General features: G+C 72.1%; 15 protein-coding genes and 1 pseudogene. 9 read left to right on the forward strand and 7 right to left on the reverse strand.

Annotated features, from left to right (window positions below; genetic code table 11):
- Positions 1 to 7: 7 nt before the first annotated feature.
- Entirely contained in the window at positions 8 to 820 is an 813-nt protein-coding gene (locus ABVB68_RS07900; protein ID WP_353600162.1) for an SAM-dependent methyltransferase, read from the forward strand.
- The gene (locus tag ABVB68_RS07905; RefSeq protein ID WP_353600163.1) at positions 817 to 2961 is read left to right on the forward strand and encodes a putative bifunctional diguanylate cyclase/phosphodiesterase; all 2145 of its coding nucleotides are present in this window, start codon (positions 817 to 819) and stop codon (positions 2959 to 2961) included. The genes ABVB68_RS07900 and ABVB68_RS07905 overlap by 4 nt, the downstream gene beginning before the upstream one ends.
- Before the next feature lie 316 nt (positions 2962 to 3277).
- On the opposite strand, the gene ABVB68_RS07910 is transcribed toward ABVB68_RS07905, so the two are convergent.
- Entirely contained in the window at positions 3278 to 4177 is a 900-nt protein-coding gene (locus ABVB68_RS07910) for a LysR family transcriptional regulator (RefSeq protein WP_353600164.1), read from the reverse strand.
- 120 nt (positions 4178 to 4297) lie between these two features.
- Between ABVB68_RS07910 and ABVB68_RS07915 the strand changes: the two genes are divergently transcribed.
- The 5 genes from ABVB68_RS07915 to ABVB68_RS07935 all read left to right on the forward strand — a co-directional run bounded on the left by ABVB68_RS07915 (position 4298) and on the right by ABVB68_RS07935 (position 9567).
- Entirely contained in the window at positions 4298 to 4969 is a 672-nt protein-coding gene (locus ABVB68_RS07915; RefSeq protein WP_353600264.1) for a succinate dehydrogenase, read from the forward strand.
- Between the two features lie 3 nt (positions 4970 to 4972).
- Positions 4973 to 6922, forward strand: a complete 1950-nt coding sequence (locus tag ABVB68_RS07920; RefSeq protein WP_353600165.1) for a fumarate reductase/succinate dehydrogenase flavoprotein subunit — start codon at positions 4973 to 4975, stop codon at positions 6920 to 6922.
- The gene (locus ABVB68_RS07925; protein WP_353600166.1) at positions 6919 to 7668 is read left to right on the forward strand and encodes a succinate dehydrogenase/fumarate reductase iron-sulfur subunit; all 750 of its coding nucleotides are present in this window, start codon (positions 6919 to 6921) and stop codon (positions 7666 to 7668) included. The genes ABVB68_RS07920 and ABVB68_RS07925 overlap by 4 nt, the downstream gene beginning before the upstream one ends.
- A gap of 214 nt (positions 7669 to 7882) precedes the next feature.
- The gene (locus ABVB68_RS07930) at positions 7883 to 8680 is read left to right on the forward strand and encodes a GNAT family N-acetyltransferase (RefSeq protein WP_503006033.1); all 798 of its coding nucleotides are present in this window, start codon (positions 7883 to 7885) and stop codon (positions 8678 to 8680) included.
- Complete coding sequence (locus ABVB68_RS07935; protein WP_353600167.1) at positions 8680 to 9567, forward strand: lysophospholipid acyltransferase family protein; 888 nt, start codon at positions 8680 to 8682, stop codon at positions 9565 to 9567. Before ABVB68_RS07930 ends, ABVB68_RS07935 begins: the two co-directional genes overlap by 1 nt.
- Here ABVB68_RS07935 and ABVB68_RS07940 read toward each other — a convergent pair.
- The 5 genes and pseudogenes from ABVB68_RS07940 to ABVB68_RS07960 all read right to left on the reverse strand — a co-directional run.
- On the reverse strand, positions 9543 to 11873 hold the full coding sequence (locus tag ABVB68_RS07940) for an ATP-binding cassette domain-containing protein (RefSeq protein WP_353600168.1): 2331 nt from the start codon (positions 11871 to 11873) through the stop codon (positions 9543 to 9545). The genes ABVB68_RS07935 and ABVB68_RS07940 overlap by 25 nt on opposite strands.
- Positions 11874 to 11901: 28 nt before the next feature.
- The gene (locus ABVB68_RS07945; protein ID WP_353600169.1) at positions 11902 to 12096 is read right to left on the reverse strand and encodes an antitoxin; all 195 of its coding nucleotides are present in this window, start codon (positions 12094 to 12096) and stop codon (positions 11902 to 11904) included.
- A 316-nt stretch (positions 12097 to 12412) separates the two neighbouring features.
- Complete coding sequence (locus tag ABVB68_RS07950) at positions 12413 to 13312, reverse strand: COG4705 family protein (protein WP_353600170.1); 900 nt, start codon at positions 13310 to 13312, stop codon at positions 12413 to 12415.
- A 796-nt stretch (positions 13313 to 14108) separates the two neighbouring features.
- On the reverse strand, positions 14109 to 14678 hold the full coding sequence (locus tag ABVB68_RS07955; RefSeq protein ID WP_353600171.1) for a DUF4232 domain-containing protein: 570 nt from the start codon (positions 14676 to 14678) through the stop codon (positions 14109 to 14111).
- A 321-nt stretch (positions 14679 to 14999) separates the two neighbouring features.
- Positions 15000 to 15331, reverse strand: a pseudogene (locus ABVB68_RS07960) (LLM class flavin-dependent oxidoreductase); the annotation flags it as partial.
- 19 nt (positions 15332 to 15350) lie between these two features.
- Between ABVB68_RS07960 and ABVB68_RS07965 the strand changes: the two are divergent.
- Entirely contained in the window at positions 15351 to 15842 is a 492-nt protein-coding gene (locus ABVB68_RS07965; protein ID WP_353600172.1) for a phosphatase domain-containing protein, read from the forward strand.
- Positions 15843 to 15846: 4 nt separating this feature from the next.
- Here the strand turns inward: ABVB68_RS07965 and ABVB68_RS07970 are convergent, their stop codons facing one another.
- On the reverse strand, positions 15847 to 16062 hold the full coding sequence (locus tag ABVB68_RS07970; RefSeq protein ID WP_353600173.1) for a dodecin: 216 nt from the start codon (positions 16060 to 16062) through the stop codon (positions 15847 to 15849).
- 211 nt (positions 16063 to 16273) lie between these two features.
- Here ABVB68_RS07970 and ABVB68_RS07975 point away from each other — a divergent pair, with 211 nt between their 5' ends.
- Positions 16274 to 17530, forward strand: coding sequence for an extracellular solute-binding protein (locus tag ABVB68_RS07975; RefSeq protein WP_353600174.1), 1257 nt, complete (start codon positions 16274 to 16276; stop codon positions 17528 to 17530).
- Position 17531 lies beyond the last annotated feature (1 nt).

A 17531-nucleotide genomic window follows, 5' to 3' on the forward strand; every position in this document is an offset into this window, starting at 1 on the left:
AGAGAACATGGAGCGTCCCGCCTGGGCCCCCCGGAGCATCGACATCTCGGTGCCGAGCGTCTCGCGGATCTATGACTACTACCTGGGCGGTTCGCACAACTTCGAGGTCGACCGGGAAGCGGCCCGAAAGGCCATGGAGTTCATGCCGGGCCTGCCGAAGACCATGCAGGCCAACCGGGCTTTCATGCGCCGGGCCGTACGGTTCGCGGCCGAGCGGGGCATCACCCAGTTCCTCGACATCGGCTCCGGCATCCCCACCTACGGCAACGTCCACGAGGTGGCACAGGCGGTCGTGCCCGACGCCCGTGTGGTGTACGTCGACCACGACCCGGTCGCCGTGGCGCACAGCCAGGCCGTCCTGGCCGGCAACGACGGCGTGGACGTGGTCGCGGCGGACCTGTGCAAGCCCCAGGAGATCCTCGCAAGCCCCCAGCGCGAGCGGCTGATCGACCTGAATCGGCCAGTGGCCCTCCTCCTCGTTGCGATACTGCATTTCGTGGAAGACGCGGACGACCCGTACGGTGCGGTGGCCGAGTTGCGCGAGGCCCTCGCGCCCGGCAGCCTGCTGATCCTCACTCATGCCTCGTACGAGGGAGTCCCGGTGCCCGCGGAGCGGGCCGAGGGTGCGGTGGACGTCTACAAGGACATCCGCAACCCGCTGATCATGCGCTCGCGCGAGGACATCGCGCGGTTCTTCGAGGGGTACGACATGGTGGAACCCGGACTGGTGCCGATGCCGCACTGGCGACCGGAGTCTGCGCCGGAGGACGAGGATCCCTACGCCTTCTCCGGATTCGCCGGCGTGGGGCGTACGGCGTGAGCGCGGAGCCGGACGGGCCGGAGGACAGACTGCGCCGGCTGACGACGATCTGGAGCCGGGCGGTCTTCCCGGTGACCTCGACGTCGCTCACCCGCACCGAGTTCGAGGAGCGACTGCTGCCGCTCGCCCAGCGGTTGAGCCGGTTGCTGCGGGCGCGCGGATTCGACGCGGACGGCGCGAGGGCGGTCGGCGCGGCCCTGGTCGAGGCGCACTGCACCGACCCGGAGGCGCTCACCCGCACCCTGGACTGCGTCGAGGCCTACCTGGTCCTGTACTGCGGCGAGGACGGCCCCCAGGAGGAACTGCGCCTGCGCTCCTCGCGGTTGCAGGCCGCCATGGCCGCCGGGTACGCCCAGGCGCTGCGCGAGCGGACCCTGGCCGAACAGGAGGCCATCGCCCAGGCCGCGTTGCAGGCCCAGGGGGTGGTGGCGCAGGCGCTGCACGCCAGTGAGGCGCGGTTCCGCGCGGTCTTCGAGGGCGCGGCCATAGGCATCGGCATCGCCGACCTCGACGGCAAGGTGCTCCAGGTCAACGGCGCCCTGCTGCGCATGTTCGGGCTCACCGACCAGTCGCTGCGCATCCGCCGGGTGCAGGACTGGACCCACCCCGAGGACGCCCCGCAGACCTGGCGGCTGTACGACGAACTGGTCCGCGGCGAACGTGAGCACTACCACCTGGAGAAGGCGTTCAACCGGCCCGACGGCACGGTGCTGTGGACCAACCTGACCGTGTCGCTGCTGCGCGACGCCGACGGCAGTCCGCAGTACCAGCTCGCCCTCATGGAGGACACCACCGAGCGCCGGCTGCTCAACCTCAGGCTGCGCTACGAGGCCACGCACGACGCCCTCACCGGACTGCCCAACCGCACGCTGTTCTTCGAGCGGCTGGAAAAGGCCCTGGGTGCGGGCGCGGGCCAGCGCTTCGGGTTGTGCTATCTCGACCTGGACGGTTTCAAGACCGTCAACGACAGCCTCGGCCACGCGGCCGGCGACCGGCTGCTGGTGGAGGTGGCCGACCGGCTGCAGTCCTGCGCGACCGCGCCCGGCGAGATGGTCGCCCGGCTCGGCGGTGACGAGTTCGTGGCGCTGACCACCGGGCCCGGCACCGAGCGCGAGGTGGACGAACTCGCCGAGCGGATCATGAACGCGCTGGTGACCCCGATCAGCGTGGACGGACGGGACCTCATGGTGCGCGGCAGCCTCGGCATCGTCGAGGGCCCGGCCGGCGAGCGCACCGCGGCGGAGGTCCTGCGCAGCGCCGACATCACGATGTACCGGGCCAAGTCGGCGGGCGGCAACCGTTCGGAACTGGCCGATCCGGAGGCCGACGCCCGCGCGATCACCCGCCACGGCCTGACCACGGCCCTGCCGACCGCCCTGGAGCGCGGCGAGTTCTTCATCGAGTACCAGCCGCTGGTCCATCTCGGCGACGGCAGCGTGCGCGGCGCCGAGGCGCTGGTGCGCTGGCTGCACCCGCAGCACGGCGTCCTCGGCCCCGACCGGTTCATCCCGCTGGCCGAGCACACGGGGCTGATCGTTCCGCTGGGCCGCTGGGTGCTGGAGGAGTCCGTCCGGCAGGCCCGCGCATGGCGCGAACGGTACGGCGACCGGACGGCGGCGGGCCCGCTGCGCATCAACGTCAATCTGTCGCCCTGCCAGCTCAGTCATCCGCGTCTGGTGCAGGACACCGTCGACATCCTCGAACGGGCGGGGGTCGCGCCGGACGCGCTCTGCCTGGAGGTCACCGAGTCCGCGCTGATCGGTGCCGACGACGACCTGCTCAAGCCCCTGCGCCGGTTCGCGGAGATGGGCGTGGACATCGCCCTGGACGACTTCGGCACCGGGTACTCGAACCTGGCGAACCTCCGGCGCCTGCCGGTGCGCATCCTCAAGCTGGACCGGTCCTTCACCCGGGGCATGCAGCAGTTCCCGGCCGACCCGGTGGACCTGAAGATCGTCGAGGGGATCGTCTCCCTCGCCCACAGCCTCGACCTCGCGGTCACCGTGGAGGGCGTGGAGACCGGAGCCCAGGCCGAGCAGCTGCGGATACTGGGCTGCGACACGGCCCAGGGCTGGTACTACGCCCGCCCCGGCCCACCGGAACGCCTGCACGACCTGACCCTGGCGGACGTGACCGGCTGACCCCCCGCCCCCTCTCCGTCCAGAGGGGGCTCGTCAGCGGCGCCCCGAGCCCCGGACTCCGGTGAGCGCAGCGGCCCACCGCGACCCCCTCATCTGCGGTGAGCGCCCCCCAGGGGCGCGGGGAACCGCGCGACCAGCCCCCACACACCCGCACCCGGCAAACGGCGCTCCGGCCCCCCGCACTGGCCTGCGCACCGCCCCTGCGCACGGCGTTCCAGCTCCCGCACCGCACCCGCAAACGGCGCGCCAGCCCCCGCTCCAGCCCCGCAAACGCCGCTGCAACCGCCGCACCCGCACCCGGCGCCGACCTCCACCCTCACCGCTCCAGCAGCATCCGCTGCAACTCCCGAGCGGCCCGGGGCGGAGCCACATCGCTCCGGTGCGCCAGCGCGATCGTCCGATGCAGCCCCGGTTGGGCCAGCGGAGTCACCCGCAGCCCCCGCCCCGCCCGCGTGGCGACCATCCGCGGTACGACGGCCACCCCGAGCCCCGCCCGCACGAACCCCAGCACCGCGTCCATCTCGCCCCCCTCGACCGCGAAGTCCGGCTCGAACCCCGCGGAGCGGCACGCGGCGACGGTCAGCTCCCGCAGGTCGTAGCCGTGCCGGAACATCACCAGCCGCTCACCCTCCAGGTCCGCGACGTGCACGACCCGCGGGCCCGACCCGGTCCCGGAGGCGCCCGGCGCCGGCGCCTCCGGCGAGGACACCACCACGAGGTCCTCCCGCAGCAACTCCACCGTGCTCAGCGCGGGCGCCGGCGTGGGCAGCGGCAGCACGACCAGCGCCAGGTCGAGCGCGCCGCGGGCCAGCTCGCGCACCAGGTCGTGCGAGCCGCTCTCCTCGATCAGCAGCTGGATACCGGGGTAGCGGTCGTGGAAGGCGCGCAGGACGTCCGGAAGCAGACCCGTGCACAGGCTCGGGGTCGCCCCGAGCCGGACCCGCCCCCGGCGCAGCTGCACCAGTTCCTGCACCTCGTGCCGGGCGGTGTCCGCGTCGGCGAGAATCCGCCGGGCCAGCGGCAGCAGCGCCTCGCCCGCGCCGGTGAGCGTGATGTTGCCCCGGGCGCGCAGGAACAGGTCGGCGCCCAGCTCCCGCTCCAGCGCCTTGATCTGCTGCGACAGCGACGGCTGGGCGACATGGACCAGTTCGGCGGCCCGGGTGAAGTGCCGGGTCTCGGCGACGGCCACGAAGTACTGGAGCTGCTGGAACTGCATCCACCCAGGATAGCTTGATCCTATGGAAACCAGCTGGACCATGTCTTGGACCGATCGGCCCGGCCGGCTCTAGCGTGCTGTTCCATGGCTCTGGCAACGCGGACGGACCGACGGCCGTCCATCGCACGCACCGTGTGGGACTCCTCCGTCGGCAAGAAGACGGTGATGGCCGTCAGCGGCCTGATCATGCTCATGTACCTGGTCGCCCACGTGATCGGCAACCTGAAGATCTTCTTCGGCGCGGGCGAGTTCGACCACTACGCCCACTGGCTGCGCACCATCGGCGAGCCCTTCATGCACTACGAGTGGACGCTCTGGCTCATCCGGATCGTCCTCGTCGGCGCCGTGCTCGCGCACGCCGTCTCCGCCTACCAGCTCAGCCGCCGCGACCTGAAGGCGCGGCCCGACAAGTACGTGCACAGGAAGCCGAGGGCGAGCTACGCGACCCGCACCATGCGCTGGGGCGGGATCATCCTCGGGCTGTTCATCGTCTGGCACATCCTGGACCTGACCACCGGCACCGTGCACTCGGGCGGCTTCCAGGAGGGGCACCCGTACCGGAACGTCGTGGACACCTTCTCCACCTGGTACGGCAACGTCGTCTACATCGTGGCGATGCTCGCGCTCGGACTGCACGTCCGGCACGGCTTCTGGAGCGCCGCCCAGACCCTCGGCGTCGGCAGCCGGGCCCGTGACCGCGCCCTGAGGACCCTCGCCGACGTCCTCGCACTGCTGCTCACGGCGGGCTTCGTCGCCGTACCCGTGGGCGTCATGACCGGAGTGGTGAGCTGACCTGTGACCGCATACGTGAACTACACGACCGGCGACCCCGTCGTCGACGCCAAGGCACCCTCCGGCCCGATCCACGAGCGCTGGGACAAGCGCCGCTTCGAGGCGAAGCTGGTCAACCCGGCCAACCGGCGCAAGCACACCGTCATCGTCGTCGGCACCGGCCTCGCGGGCGGCTCGGCGGGCGCCACCCTGGCCGAACAGGGCTACCACGTCGTCCAGTTCTGCTACCAGGACTCCCCGCGCCGGGCGCACTCCATCGCCGCGCAGGGCGGGATCAACGCGGCGAAGAACTACCGCAACGACGGCGACTCCGTCCACCGGCTGTTCTACGACACCGTCAAGGGCGGTGACTTCCGGGCACGTGAGTCGAACGTGCACCGGCTCGCGCAGATCTCGGTGGAGATCATCGACCAGTGCGTGGCCCAGGGCGTGCCGTTCGCGCGCGAGTACGGCGGCCTGCTCGACACCCGTTCCTTCGGCGGGGTGCAGGTCTCCCGCACCTTCTACGCCCGCGGCCAGACGGGCCAGCAGCTGCTGCTCGGCGCCTACCAGGCGCTCTCCCGGCAGATCGCCGCCGGGAACGTCGAGATGCACGCGCGCACCGAGATGCTGGACCTGATCGTCGTCGACGGCCGGGCCCGCGGGATCGTGGCCCGCGACCTGGTCACGGGCCGGATCGACACCTACTTCGCCGACGCCGTCGTGCTGGCCAGCGGCGGCTACGGCAACGTCTTCTACCTGTCGACCAACGCCATGAACTCCAACGCGACCGCCGTGTGGCGGGCGCACCGGCGCGGCGCCTACTTCGCCAACCCCTGCTTCACGCAGATCCACCCGACGTGCATCCCGCGCACCGGCGACCACCAGTCCAAGCTCACGCTGATGAGCGAGTCGCTGCGCAACGACGGCCGGATCTGGGTGCCCAGGGCCAAGGGCGACGACCGGCCGCCGAACCTGATCCCGGAGGACGAGCGCGACTACTACCTGGAGCGCATCTACCCCTCCTTCGGCAACCTCGTCCCGCGCGACATCGCCTCCCGCGCCGCGAAGCACGTCTGCGACGAGGGCAGGGGAGTCGGACCCGGCGGGCAGGGCGTGTACCTCGACTTCGCCGACGCGATCCGGCGGATGGGCCGCAAGGCCGTCGAGGCCAGGTACGGCAACCTCTTCGACATGTACCAGCGGATCACCGACGAGGATCCGTACGAGGTGCCGATGCGGATCTACCCGGCCGTGCACTACACCATGGGCGGCCTGTGGGTCGACTACGACCTGCAGACCACCGTCCCCGGCCTGTTCGCCGTCGGCGAGGCCAACTTCTCCGACCACGGCGCCAACCGGCTCGGCGCTTCCGCGCTGATGCAGGGCCTGGCCGACGGCTACTTCGTCCTGCCGGCCACCATCAACGACTACCTGGCCCGCAACCCGCACCAGGAGCCGGTGGGCGCCACGCACCCGGTGGTGCAGGAGGTGCTGGCGGAGACCGCGGACCGGCTGAACCTGCTCCTCGCGGTGGACGGCGACCGCACCCCCGACTCCTTCCACCGCGAACTCGGCGAACTGATGTGGGAGTTCTGCGGCATGGCCCGGAGCGACGCGGGCCTGCGCAAGGCGCTGGAGCGCATCCCGCAGATCCGCGAGGAGTTCTGGCGGCGGATCAAGGTGCCCGGCACCGGCGAGGAGTTCAACCAGTCGCTGGAGAAGGCCAACCGCATCGTCGACTACCTGGAACTCGCCGAGCTGATGTGCCTCGACGCGCTGCACCGCGCCGAGTCCTGCGGCGGCCACTTCCGCGAGGAGTCCCAGACCCCCGACGGCGAGGCGGCCCGCGACGACGACGCCTTCTCCTACGCCGCCGCCTGGGAGTTCACCGGCACCGGCGAGTCACCCGTCCTGCACAAGGAAGACCTGGTCTTCGAGTACGTCCACCCCACCCAGCGGAGCTACGCATGAAGCTCAACCTGCGCGTCTGGCGACAGCGCGACGCCGAAGCGGAAGGCGCCATGTCCACCTACCGGGTGGACGGCATCTCACCCGACATGTCCTTCCTGGAGATGCTGGACGTCCTCAACGAACAGCTCATCCTCTCCGGCGAGGAGCCCGTCGCCTTCGACCACGACTGCCGCGAGGGCATCTGCGGGGCGTGCTCGCTGGTCATCAACGGCGACGCGCACGGCCCCGAGCGGACGACCACCTGCCAGCTGCACATGCGGTCCTTCCGCGACGGCGACACCATCGACGTCGAGCCGTGGCGGGCCGCGGCCTTCCCGGTGATCAAGGACCTGGTGGTCGACCGGTCCGCGTTCGACCGGATCATCCAGGCCGGTGGCTACGTCACCGCGCCCACCGGCTCCGCGCCGGAGGCGCACGCCACACCGGTGCCCAAGGCCGACGCCGACTTCGCGTTCGAGCACGCCGAGTGCATCGGGTGCGGGGCGTGCGTGGCCGCCTGTCCCAACGGGGCGGCGATGCTGTTCACCTCCGCCAAGGTCAACCATCTGAACGTGCTGCCCCAGGGCGCCCCCGAGCGGGAGACACGAGTGCTGGACATGGTGGCGCAGATGGACGAGGAGGGCTTCGGCGGCTGCACCCTGGCCGGCGAGTGCGCCACCGCGTGCCCGAAGGGGATCCCGCTGGTGTCCATCACGAGCATGAACAAGGAATGGCTGCGGGCCACCCGGAAGGCCGCGAAGCGGTGACCGCCCACTGATCGTTCGCCGACACGGCGGGCGGGTGGGACCGGGCGTGGTGCTCCGACCCGGTCCCACCAGGCATCCGGCGGGCCGGACGCCGACTCCCGTCATTCAGCGGCCGCACATCCCCGGGCCCCGCTCCGGACACGCCGAGGCCAGCCTGCCGCGGAAGAAAGCAGGTGCAGATTTCCGCACGCTTCCGCTCGGCGCAGGAGACCCCATGACCGCCATGCCCGCCTCGCCCCCCGCCCTCGCCGCCCCGCCCGACGGCTCCGGCTACCTCGTGTCGCTCGCCCGCGACCAGGACGACGTCCGCGCCGCGCAGCGCCTGCGCCACCAGGTCTTCGCCGGGGAACTGGGCGCCCGGCTCGACGGTCCGGAGCCGGGCCTGGACACGGACGCCTTCGACGCCTACTGCGACCACCTCCTCATCCGGGACGCCGCCACCGGCGAGGTCGTCGGCACCTACCGGCTGCTGCCCCCCGAGCGGGCCGCGGTCGCCGGGCGGCTCTACTCCGAGGGCGAGTTCGACCTCGGCCCGCTGGCCTCGATCCGGTCCGGCCTGGTCGAGGTCGGCCGCTCCTGCGTCCACCCCGGCCACCGCGACGGCGCCGTCATCGGCCTGATCTGGGCGGGCATCGCCCGCTACATGGTCGACCGGGGCCACGAGTGGCTGGCCGGCTGCTGCTCGGTGCCGCTCGCCGACGGGGGCGCTCTCGCCGCCGCCACCTGGGAGCGGGTGCGCGCCAAGCACCTGGCACCCGAGGAGTTCCGGGTACGGCCGCTGCTGCCCTGGACCCCCGGCCCCGCGGCCACGCCCCGGCCCACGGCCCTTGCCGTGGCCGGCCGCCCGGAGCTGCCGGCCCTGCTGCGCGGCTACCTCCGCCTCGGCGCCTGGGTGTGCGGCGCGCCCGCGCACGACCCGGAGTTCGGGGTCGCCGACCTGTACGTGCTGCTGTCGATGCGCCGGGTCGACGCGCGCTATCTGCGGCACTTCCTCTCGCTCGTCCCCGCGTGATGAGCGGCTGGCTGCCCACCGCGCCCTGCACCCCGGGCGCCTGCGTGGACCCGGCCCGGACCGCCGTGGCCGTACCCCGTGCCGTACTGCGGCTGACCGCGGTCACGGCGCTGGTGCTGGCCGGGATCGTGGTGTCCCTGCTCGGCTCGGCGAGCCCCCGGCTGCGCCGGCGGACGTCCGCCGAGTGGGTCGGCCGGTGGTGCCGGATGATCGTGCGCGCCGTCGGGGTCGGGATCAGCGTCAGCGGCGGCGCCGCACCGCCCGGCGGGCTGCTGCTGGTCGCCAACCACGTCTCCTGGCTGGACATCCCGCTGCTGGCCGCCGTACGCCCGGCCCGGATGCTCGCCAAGACCGAGGTCGGCCGGTGGCCGGTGGCGGGCGCTCTGGCCGCGCGCGGCGGCGTCCTGTTCATCGAGCGGGACCGGCTGCGCGCCCTGCCGGACACGGTCGCCCGGATCGCCCAGACCCTGCGCGAGGGCGGGGCCGTGGCCGCCTTCCCGGAAGGCAGCACCTGGTGCGGGCGGGCCCAGGGGCACTTCCGCCGGGCCGTCTTCCAGGCCGCGCTGGACGCGGGCGTGCCGGTGCAGCCGGTGCGCCTGAGCTACCGGCAGCGGGGCGGCGCCCGCGGCACCGCGGCGGCGTTCGTCGGCGAGGACACCCTGCTCGCCTCCCTGTGGCGGGTGGCCCGCACCCGGGGCCTGGTGGCCGAGGTGGAGGTGCGGCCGGTGATACCGCCGGGCGCCCACCCCGACCGGCGCGCCCTGGCCCGGGCCGCCCAGCCGGCCACGCCCGAGCCGGCCTGGACCCATGCGGCCCTCGTCGCCGGCCGGCCGGTGCCCCCGCGGACCGCACGGCCCACCGCTCAGGACATGACCCGCGCCAGATAGGGCGCCGTGGCGCTGTCCGCCGCCCGCGCCACCCGCTGCGGGGGGCCGGCCGCCACGATCCGGCCGCCCCTGTCGCCGCCGCCCGGTCCCAGGTCGATCACCCAGTCGGCGCCCGCCACCACCGTCATGTCGTGCTCCACGACCACGACCGTGTGCCCGGCGTCCACCAGGCCGTGCAGCCGGTCCATGAGCACCTCGACGTCGGCCGGATGCAGTCCGGTCGTCGGCTCGTCGAGCAGGTAGAGGGTGTGACCGCGACGGCCGCGCTGCAGCTCGTTCGCCAGCTTGATCCGCTGGGCCTCGCCACCGGACAGCTCGGTCGCCGGCTGGCCGAGCCGAAGGTAGCCGAGGCCCACGTCGAGCAGGGCGCCCAGGCTCCGGGCCGCGGCCGGGATGTCCGCGAAGAACTCCGCCGCGGCCTCCACCGTCAGGTCGAGCACCTCGGCGATGTCGCGCCCCCGGTAGGTGACCTCCAGCGTCTCGGGGTTGTAGCGTGCGCCCCCGCAGTCCTGGCAGGGCGCGTACGTGCTCGGCAGGAACAGCAGCTCGACGCTGACGAAGCCCTCGCCCTGGCAGGTCTCGCAGCGACCGCCCGCCACGTTGAACGAGAACCGGCCGGCGCCGTACCCGTGCGCCCGCGCCTCATCGGTGCCGGCGAACACCTTGCGCACCACGTCGAACAGGCCCGTGTAGGTGGCCAGGTTGGAACGCGGGGTGCGCCCGATCGGCTTCTGGTCCACCCTGACCAGCCGGTCCACCCCCTCGACCTCCTGCGTCAACGCGCCGATGAGGGTGGACTTCCCGGAACCGGAGACCCCGGTGACGGCGGTGAACACGCCCACCGGGAACTCGGCCGTCACCCCGCGCAGATTGTGCCGGGTCACGGGTCCGACCTTCAGCCGGCCGCGCGGCCGGCGGACCTCGCGGGCCGGTCCCGGTGCCTCGTCGAAGAGGAACGCGGCGGTCGCCGAGTCCTCGACCGACGCCAGCTCCGCCGGCGGCCCGCTGTACAGCACCCGGCCGCCGTGCTCGCCCGCGCCGGGGCCCACGTCCACCAGCCAGTCGGCGCCGCGCACGACGTCCAGGTGGTGCTCGACGACGAACACCGAGTTGCCCGCCGCCTTCAGCCGGTCCAGCACGGTCAGCAGCGCCTCGGTGTCCGCCGGGTGCAGTCCGGCGGACGGCTCGTCCAGTACGTACACCACGCCGAACAGCCCGGAGCGCAACTGCGTGGCCAGTCGCAGCCGTTGCAGCTCGCCCGCCGAGAGGGTGGGGGTGGGCCGGTCCACGCTCAGATAGCCGAGGCCCAGTTCGACCACCGGGGCGATGCGGGACCGGAGGTCCTCCATGAGCACCCGGGCCGTCTGCGAGTCACCGGCCGGCAGTGCGGCGAGCTCGCCGAGCGGCAGTGCGGCCAGCTCGGCGATCGTCCGGCCGTCGAAGGTCACCGCCAGCGCCTCCGGCCGCAGCCGGCTGCCCCCGCAGACCGGACAGGGCCGGCTGGTCAGGAAGCGCTCCGCCTTCGCCCGCAGCGTCGCGGACTTGGTGTCCGAGAAGGTCTTCAGCACATACCGGCGGGCGCTGGTGTACGTGCCCTGGTACGGCCGCTGGATGCGGTCGGCGTCCCGGACCGGATGCACGGTGACGACCGGCTGCTCGTCGGTGAACAGGATCCACTCGCGCTGCTCGGCGGGCAGTTCGCGCCAGGGCCGGTCCACGTCGTAGCCGAGGGCGCCGAGGATGTCCCGCAGGTTCTTGCCCTGCCAGGCGCCCGGCCAGGCCGCGACGGCGCCCTCGCGGACGGACAGCGAGGGATCCGGGACGAGCAGCTCCTCGGTCGTCTCGTGCACGCGTCCGAGGCCGTGGCACTCGGGACAGGCACCGGCCGCCGTGTTGGGCGAGAACGCGTCCGAATCGAGCCGCTCGGCGCCCGTCGGATACCGCCCGGCCCGGGAGAACAGCATCCGCAGGGAGTTGGAGAGAGCGGTGACCGTGCCCACCGAGGAGCGCGAGGTGGGGGCCGAACGGCGCTGCTGCAGCGACACCGCGGGCGGCAGTCCGCTGATCTCGCCGACCTTGGGCGCCCCGACCTGGTGGATCAGCCTGCGCGCGTAGGGCGCGACCGACTCGAAGTAACGCCGCTGGGCCTCGGCGTAGATGGTGCCGAAGGCCAGCGACGACTTGCCCGAGCCGGACACACCGGTGAACACGGCCAGTACGTCGCGCGGGATGTCCACGTCGACGCCTCTGAGGTTGTGCTCGCGGGCGCCGCGGACACGGACGTACGGGTCATGGGGGCTGTGCATCGGGGGGAACTCTATCCGCCCCCGTGCGTTACGACTGCGGAGGGTTGCCCTGGTCCCGGCGGGTGCCGAACTCGTCCCTCAGCTTGTCCTGCCCGGTGTCGACCTGCGACTGGTACTTGTTCCCGGTGCGCTGGTCGACGTAGTCGCCGCCCTTGTCGATGCCCTTGTCGGTCATGTCCTCATGTCCCTTGAGCATGCCCTTGATCTTGTCCATGATGGACATGGCGGCCCTCCTCGTCGCTCGACGCTTTCCTCCCAGGGTCACCGGGCCCCGCCGGGTCCGCATCTCGAGCCGGTCAATCGAGCCGGTCAGCGCCCCGGCGGCCGGTCGGCGCTCGGGTGCGAAGAAAGCGGCGAGCCGCCGGTGGGAGTCCGGCAGCGCCGTGCGGTCGTGGGTGCGTTTTCGAGACCGGGCGGGAGCGCCGGTGAGTCCGACGTCCCAGCCCCGGTTGCCGACGGCCGACGAGGTCCGCGCTCCGGACGAGCCGCTTCGGTGCGCCGAGGCTGGAACTGCCGCTGCGCGAGGCAGGTTTTGTCGGTCAGCCTGCGCGCCGGGTGACCGGGGCCTGCCTCTCCAATTTCGCTGCGGCGGTCCGGCGCTCCTGCACGTGGGCGTAGGCCATCAAGCCGAACAGGACGGCGAGCAGGACGGCGGACGAGCCGGCCGTGCCCAGGTCCAGGCCGCCCTTGGCGACCGGCTTGGTGAGGAAGTCGCCCGCGGTGGCACCGAGCGGGCGGGTGAGGACGAACGCGATCCAGAACAGCAGCACGTTCGGCACCGCGGGCACCTTCATCAGCGCCACCAGCACCGCGAGCAGCCCGGTCACCAGCAGCGCGCCGCCCAGGTAGCCGAGGCCAGAGCTGTCGGAGAGGAAGTCACCCATGGACGTGCCGAGGGTGTTCGACACCAGGATCGCCGACCAGAACAGAGCCTCGCCCCTGAAGGTGACGATGTCGGTGATCTGGAAGGTCATCCCGCTCAGCTTCCAGCCGAGGAAGATCAGCAGCAGGATCGAGATCAGGATCGCCGCGCCCTCCGGATAGCCGAGACCAAGACCCTGCGGGCCCCACCCCAGTTTCGTCGCACCGCCGGAAAGGTACTTCGCACTGGCGTCACGGTTCATGAAGTCGGACATCGTGGTGCCGGCCATGCTGGTCGACAGGATCACGGTCCAGTAGAAGAACGGGTTGTAGCGGCTGGATCGCAGCTGGATCACGAGCGTCACCACGAAGACCAGGAACAGCGCGATCGTGGTGAGGAAGTAGCCCAGTCTCAGTGTCTGCGCGAAGAGGTCGCCCGCCGTCTCGCCCAGGGTCGTCGCCGCGATCTTCATGATCCAGAAGGCCAGCGTGACCTCGGGCAGCTTCTTCATCACCGACTTGGTCGTGCTCGACGTGCCCGCCACGTCGAGGTCGGTGAGGACCTCCGGTTTCTCCAAGTCACTTTCTCCTGTCCAGTCGAAACGGCAGGGCGCTCTCCCCGGGAAGCGGGACGAGCGCCCTGTGAGAGGGGCGGCCGCGACGCAGCCGTGATGTCCAACCGTGGCACAGAGTGCCTGAACGGATTCTGGAAGCGGGCTGTTCGGCAGGTCGGGTTGCGTGTCAGGCGGACGGCTGCGGCGCAGTTCGTGTCCCTGCGTGTCACGTTGAGGTCAGGAACGTACGCTGGTGATCGCGGTTCTCAGCGACGGCCTCGATGTGTTCGCCCGGCCTGGACGCCGGAGCCGACGATCACCTCGTCGAATCCCTCGGTCCGACCGCCTGCTCGCTCGCCGCTGCGCCGCCACGCCATCGCCGTGCCGCTCCGGCTCGACGACCTCGTCGTCGACACCGCAGCCCGCCGCCGCACCCTGTGCGGCACACAAAATCAACGTCAAGCGGATCACCGCCCACTGGGAGGGAGGCTCCGCCTTCGCGTCGGAAGCACCCGAACCTCACCCCGGCGCCGTGGGCAGCGGAGAACCCGACTACCGACGGGCATTGATCACCAAGGCGCGTGGGGGCGACAAGGTATGGCTGGACTGGTCGGACTCCCCGGGGTCCTGGCATCAGTGCGGCCCATACCAGGCCCGTACCGGGCATGACAAGCACACGACGACTGACCACAGGTCGGCGACTCGGCGCACCGAAGGAGCGCTGAGTCGCCGACCTGTACTTATGTGCAGTTCCCCTACATGTGCGGGTCAGATCCTTGCGATCGTCGTGCAGACCGATCGATTCGTGGGGACGGTGGGGTCAGGAAGGCTTGACCGGCGAGACCGGGGTGACGGTCACCTTGTTGTCGCACTCGGCCCACACCCCGTCGTTCAGGGCGACCTGGTGCTTCCCGGAGTGCGGCAGCCCGACGACCATCGTCGGATACGTCACCGGGGCCTTGCCCGACACGCAGTAGCCGTCGCCCTCCCCCTGGACCTGGACGAAGGTCAGCTTCACCCACGCCTTGCCGTGCGGCCGGACCGTCACGGTGGCCGCCCTGCCGGTGCGGGTGACCTTGAGCGGGGTGTTGTGGGCGGGGGAGCCGTTGCCGGCGCCCGCGACCGTCGGATGGCCCTTCAGGACGCACGTCCGCCGGGAGACGTTGGTGAACTGCACGACCGCCGCCCCGGTCCCGGTCCCGACGGGCCGGTGCGCGGCCTGCCAGGCGCTGACCCGGAGGGCGGAGGTCGGGCAGGCGGGCGGCGGGGTGGAGGTGGTGGTGCTCGCCGCCATGGCGGTGCCGGGCAGGATGCCGGTCACCGTTGCCGCGACGGCCGCGACCGCCGTCGTCGCCAGAGCCGCCCTGCGAATGCCGTTGCTGTGCCTCATGCTGTCGTCCCCCTGGGTCGTGTCGTCCGCGGGTTTCGGTCGTCGGTTGGTGCCCCGCGGTACGCGTGGTCGTGGTACGTGAGTGCAGACAGGGCGGGAGAGCGGCGGGGTTCCGTGCGGCGCCTACTTGTGACGGAACGGTGACGAGGCCCCGTGCAGATGGCCGTCAGGGCGGACGGAAGCACCTCCAAGATCGGATCCGGCGAACCCGGTAGCCCGAGATCGACCCCGGCGGCTTGCGTCGATGTCCAGGGGCGATCAAGCCCTCGTCCCAACACCCGGTCTCCTTCCGCGCGCCCTCGCCGGGCGCCGGCACGGAGAGGGGACCGCGAGGCCCTCCGCGGGGCGGGCGCGCACCCCGGCCGGCGAGCCGCCCTCCACCCACTGCAGGGGCTCGCCCCACCGCGGGCGAAGTCCTCGGCGTCCCCCCTGTCCCGGCCGAGGGCCTTGCGCACGCCGCCCGTGAAGCCCACGGAACGGCCGAGCCCCGTGTCGGTCCGGCCCGGGAACAGCGACTCCGGCACGGCGAACTGCTCGGCCACGACCGGCGGTCGATGATCGGGCGGCATCACCCCGCCGGTGCCGACGCGGATCGTGCGGGTGGCCGCGGCGCCCGGGATGCGCGCGGCCGGCGCCACGTCCGGCGGGCCGCCGCCTGGCTACGCTGTCGGGGTGACCGACAGCAGCAGGCGACCGCTCGCCGTGTTCGACCTGGACAACACCCTCGCCGACACGGCCCACCGGCAGCACCACCTGGAGAGCCGGCCGCGCGACTGGGCGGCCTTCTTCGCCGCCGCGCCGGCGGACCCGCCCCTTGCCGAGGGACTGGCGCTGGTGCGGGAGACTGCCCGGGAGTGCGAGGTCGTCTATCTCACGGGCCGGCCCGAGCGGTGCCGCCGGGACACGCTGGAGTGGCTCGCGAACCACGGGCTGCCCGACGGGCGGGTGCACATGCGCGGCAACGCCGACCGCCGGCCTGCCCGGTTCACCAAGCTGGAGATCCTGCGACGGCTCGCCCGGGACCGTGAGGTGCGGGTCCTCGTGGACGACGACGAGCTGGTGTGCGACGACGCCGAACGCGCCGGGTTCACCGTGGTGCGGGCCCGCTGGGCCGCCGAGTCCGCCGCTCTGCGTCAGGCGCAGGAGGGCGAAGGGCGTACCTGACCGCTCAGGCGCCGTCCTCGAGGCGGAATCCCAGCTTCAGGCCCACCTGGTAGTGCTCGATCCGGCCGTTCTCGATCTGCCCGCGGACCTGTGTCACCTCGAACCAGTCCAGGTTGCGCAGAGTCTGGTCGGCGCGGGCGATGCCGTTGCGGATGGCCTGGTCGATGCCCTCGTGCGAGGTGCCGACGATCTCGGTGACCCGGTACGTGTGGTTCGTCATGCGGGTGCTCCTCTCGTGTCACGCCGTACTCCACGGTGCCGTATCCGCGCCCGGGCCGCACGGCGTCGTCGGCGGACCGGAGCAGCCCTTGACCCTGCGCATTGGTCCATACCAAAATCCAGCACACCCGTACGAACGCTGTGTTCGGCCCCCCACGACCGGGCCCCCACCCCTGTCCGCACCGCCCAGGCCAGACAGAACAGGACCCCTCGTGAGACGTCGTCTGCTCGCCCTCATCTGTGTCACCGGCTCCCTCGTCAGCGCCTGCGGGCTGCTCCCCGGCGGGCACGAGCGCAAGACCGTCACGGTCTGGCTGATGAAGGACAGCGCTTCCAAGGAGTTCCTGCGGCGCTTCACCGAGGACTTCGAGAGCACGCACGAGGACCTGCGTCTCGACATCCGCATCCAGGAGTGGACCGGCATCGTCGAGAAGGTCAGGGGAGCCCTCCAGGACGGCTCCGGGGACGGCCCGGACGTCATCGAGGTCGGCAACACCCAGGTGCCGCTGTACGCGGACGGCGGCCGGCTCGTCGACCTCACCCTGGAGTCGATGCGCGACTGGGGCAAGGAGAAGTGGCTCCCCGGCCTCGCGGAGCCCGGCAAGGACGGCAACAAGCAGTACGGCATCCCCTGGTACGCGGCCAACCGGGTCGTCATCTACCGCAAGGACCTGTTCCGGCAGGCCGGTATCACCGGGGTGCCGAAGACCCGCGACGAGTGGCTCGCCGACACCGGGAAGCTGAACTCGGCCGGCAACCAGGGCATCTACCTCGCCGGACAGGACTGGTACACGCTCTCCGGCTTCATCTGGGACGAGGGAGGCGACCTCGCCCGCGAGAAGGACCACGAGTGGCGAGGCACCCTGGACACCCCGGCCGCGCTGCGCGGCATGGACTACTACCGGCGGCTGCAGGCGCTGGGCGACGGACCGGCGGACGCCGACGAGGAACACCCGCCCCAGGCCGGGGTGTTCGCCGGCGGCAAGGTGGCACAGATCGTCGCGGTACCCGGCCTGGCGCAGTCGATCGTGCGGCAGAACCCGGCACTGAAGGACAAGCTGGGCTTCTTCCCGGTGCCCGGCCGGACCGCCGGCCGGGCCGGCAGCGTGTTCACCGGCGGCTCCGACCTCGTCGTCCCGCAGAACACCGAGGACCAGTTCGCCGCGACCGCCGTCGTCGGGGCGCTCACCGGCGCCAAATGGGACACCGAACTCGCCCGGGCGATGAACTACGTGCCGAACAAGACCACCCTGGCCGGCGCGGTCGCCGACGCGGAGGGGGTCGCCGCCATGGCCGTGGGCGCGGCGCACGGGCGGGCGACCCCCAACACCCCTCAGTGGGCCGACGTCGAGGCCCGAAACCCGATCAAGGAGTACATGACCCGGGTGCTCGGCGGAGCGGACCCGGCGACCGAGGCGCGCCGGGCGTCCGAGAAGATCACCGAGGCGCTCCAGCCCGACGTGGGCTGAC

Source organism: Streptomyces sp. NPDC096012 (assembly GCF_040426375.1).
Taxonomy (GTDB): Bacteria; Actinomycetota; Actinomycetes; order Streptomycetales; family Streptomycetaceae; genus Streptomyces.

Coding starts and splice junctions, on each gene's coding strand:
- ABVB68_RS07900 (WP_353600162.1), top strand. CDS start 8: ATGGAGCGTCCCGCCTGGGCCCCCCGGAGCATCGACATCTCGGTGCCG.
- ABVB68_RS07910 (WP_353600164.1), bottom strand. CDS start 4,177: ATGCAGTTCCAGCAGCTCCAGTACTTCGTGGCCGTCGCCGAGACCCGG.
- ABVB68_RS07925 (WP_353600166.1), top strand. CDS start 6,919: ATGAAGCTCAACCTGCGCGTCTGGCGACAGCGCGACGCCGAAGCGGAA.
- ABVB68_RS07930 (WP_503006033.1), top strand. CDS start 7,883: ATGACCGCCATGCCCGCCTCGCCCCCCGCCCTCGCCGCCCCGCCCGAC.
- ABVB68_RS07935 (WP_353600167.1), top strand. CDS start 8,680: ATGAGCGGCTGGCTGCCCACCGCGCCCTGCACCCCGGGCGCCTGCGTG.
- ABVB68_RS07940 (WP_353600168.1), bottom strand. CDS start 11,873: ATGCACAGCCCCCATGACCCGTACGTCCGTGTCCGCGGCGCCCGCGAG.
- ABVB68_RS07945 (WP_353600169.1), bottom strand. CDS start 12,096: ATGTCCATCATGGACAAGATCAAGGGCATGCTCAAGGGACATGAGGAC.
- ABVB68_RS07955 (WP_353600171.1), bottom strand. CDS start 14,678: ATGAGGCACAGCAACGGCATTCGCAGGGCGGCTCTGGCGACGACGGCG.
- ABVB68_RS07970 (WP_353600173.1), bottom strand. CDS start 16,062: ATGACGAACCACACGTACCGGGTCACCGAGATCGTCGGCACCTCGCAC.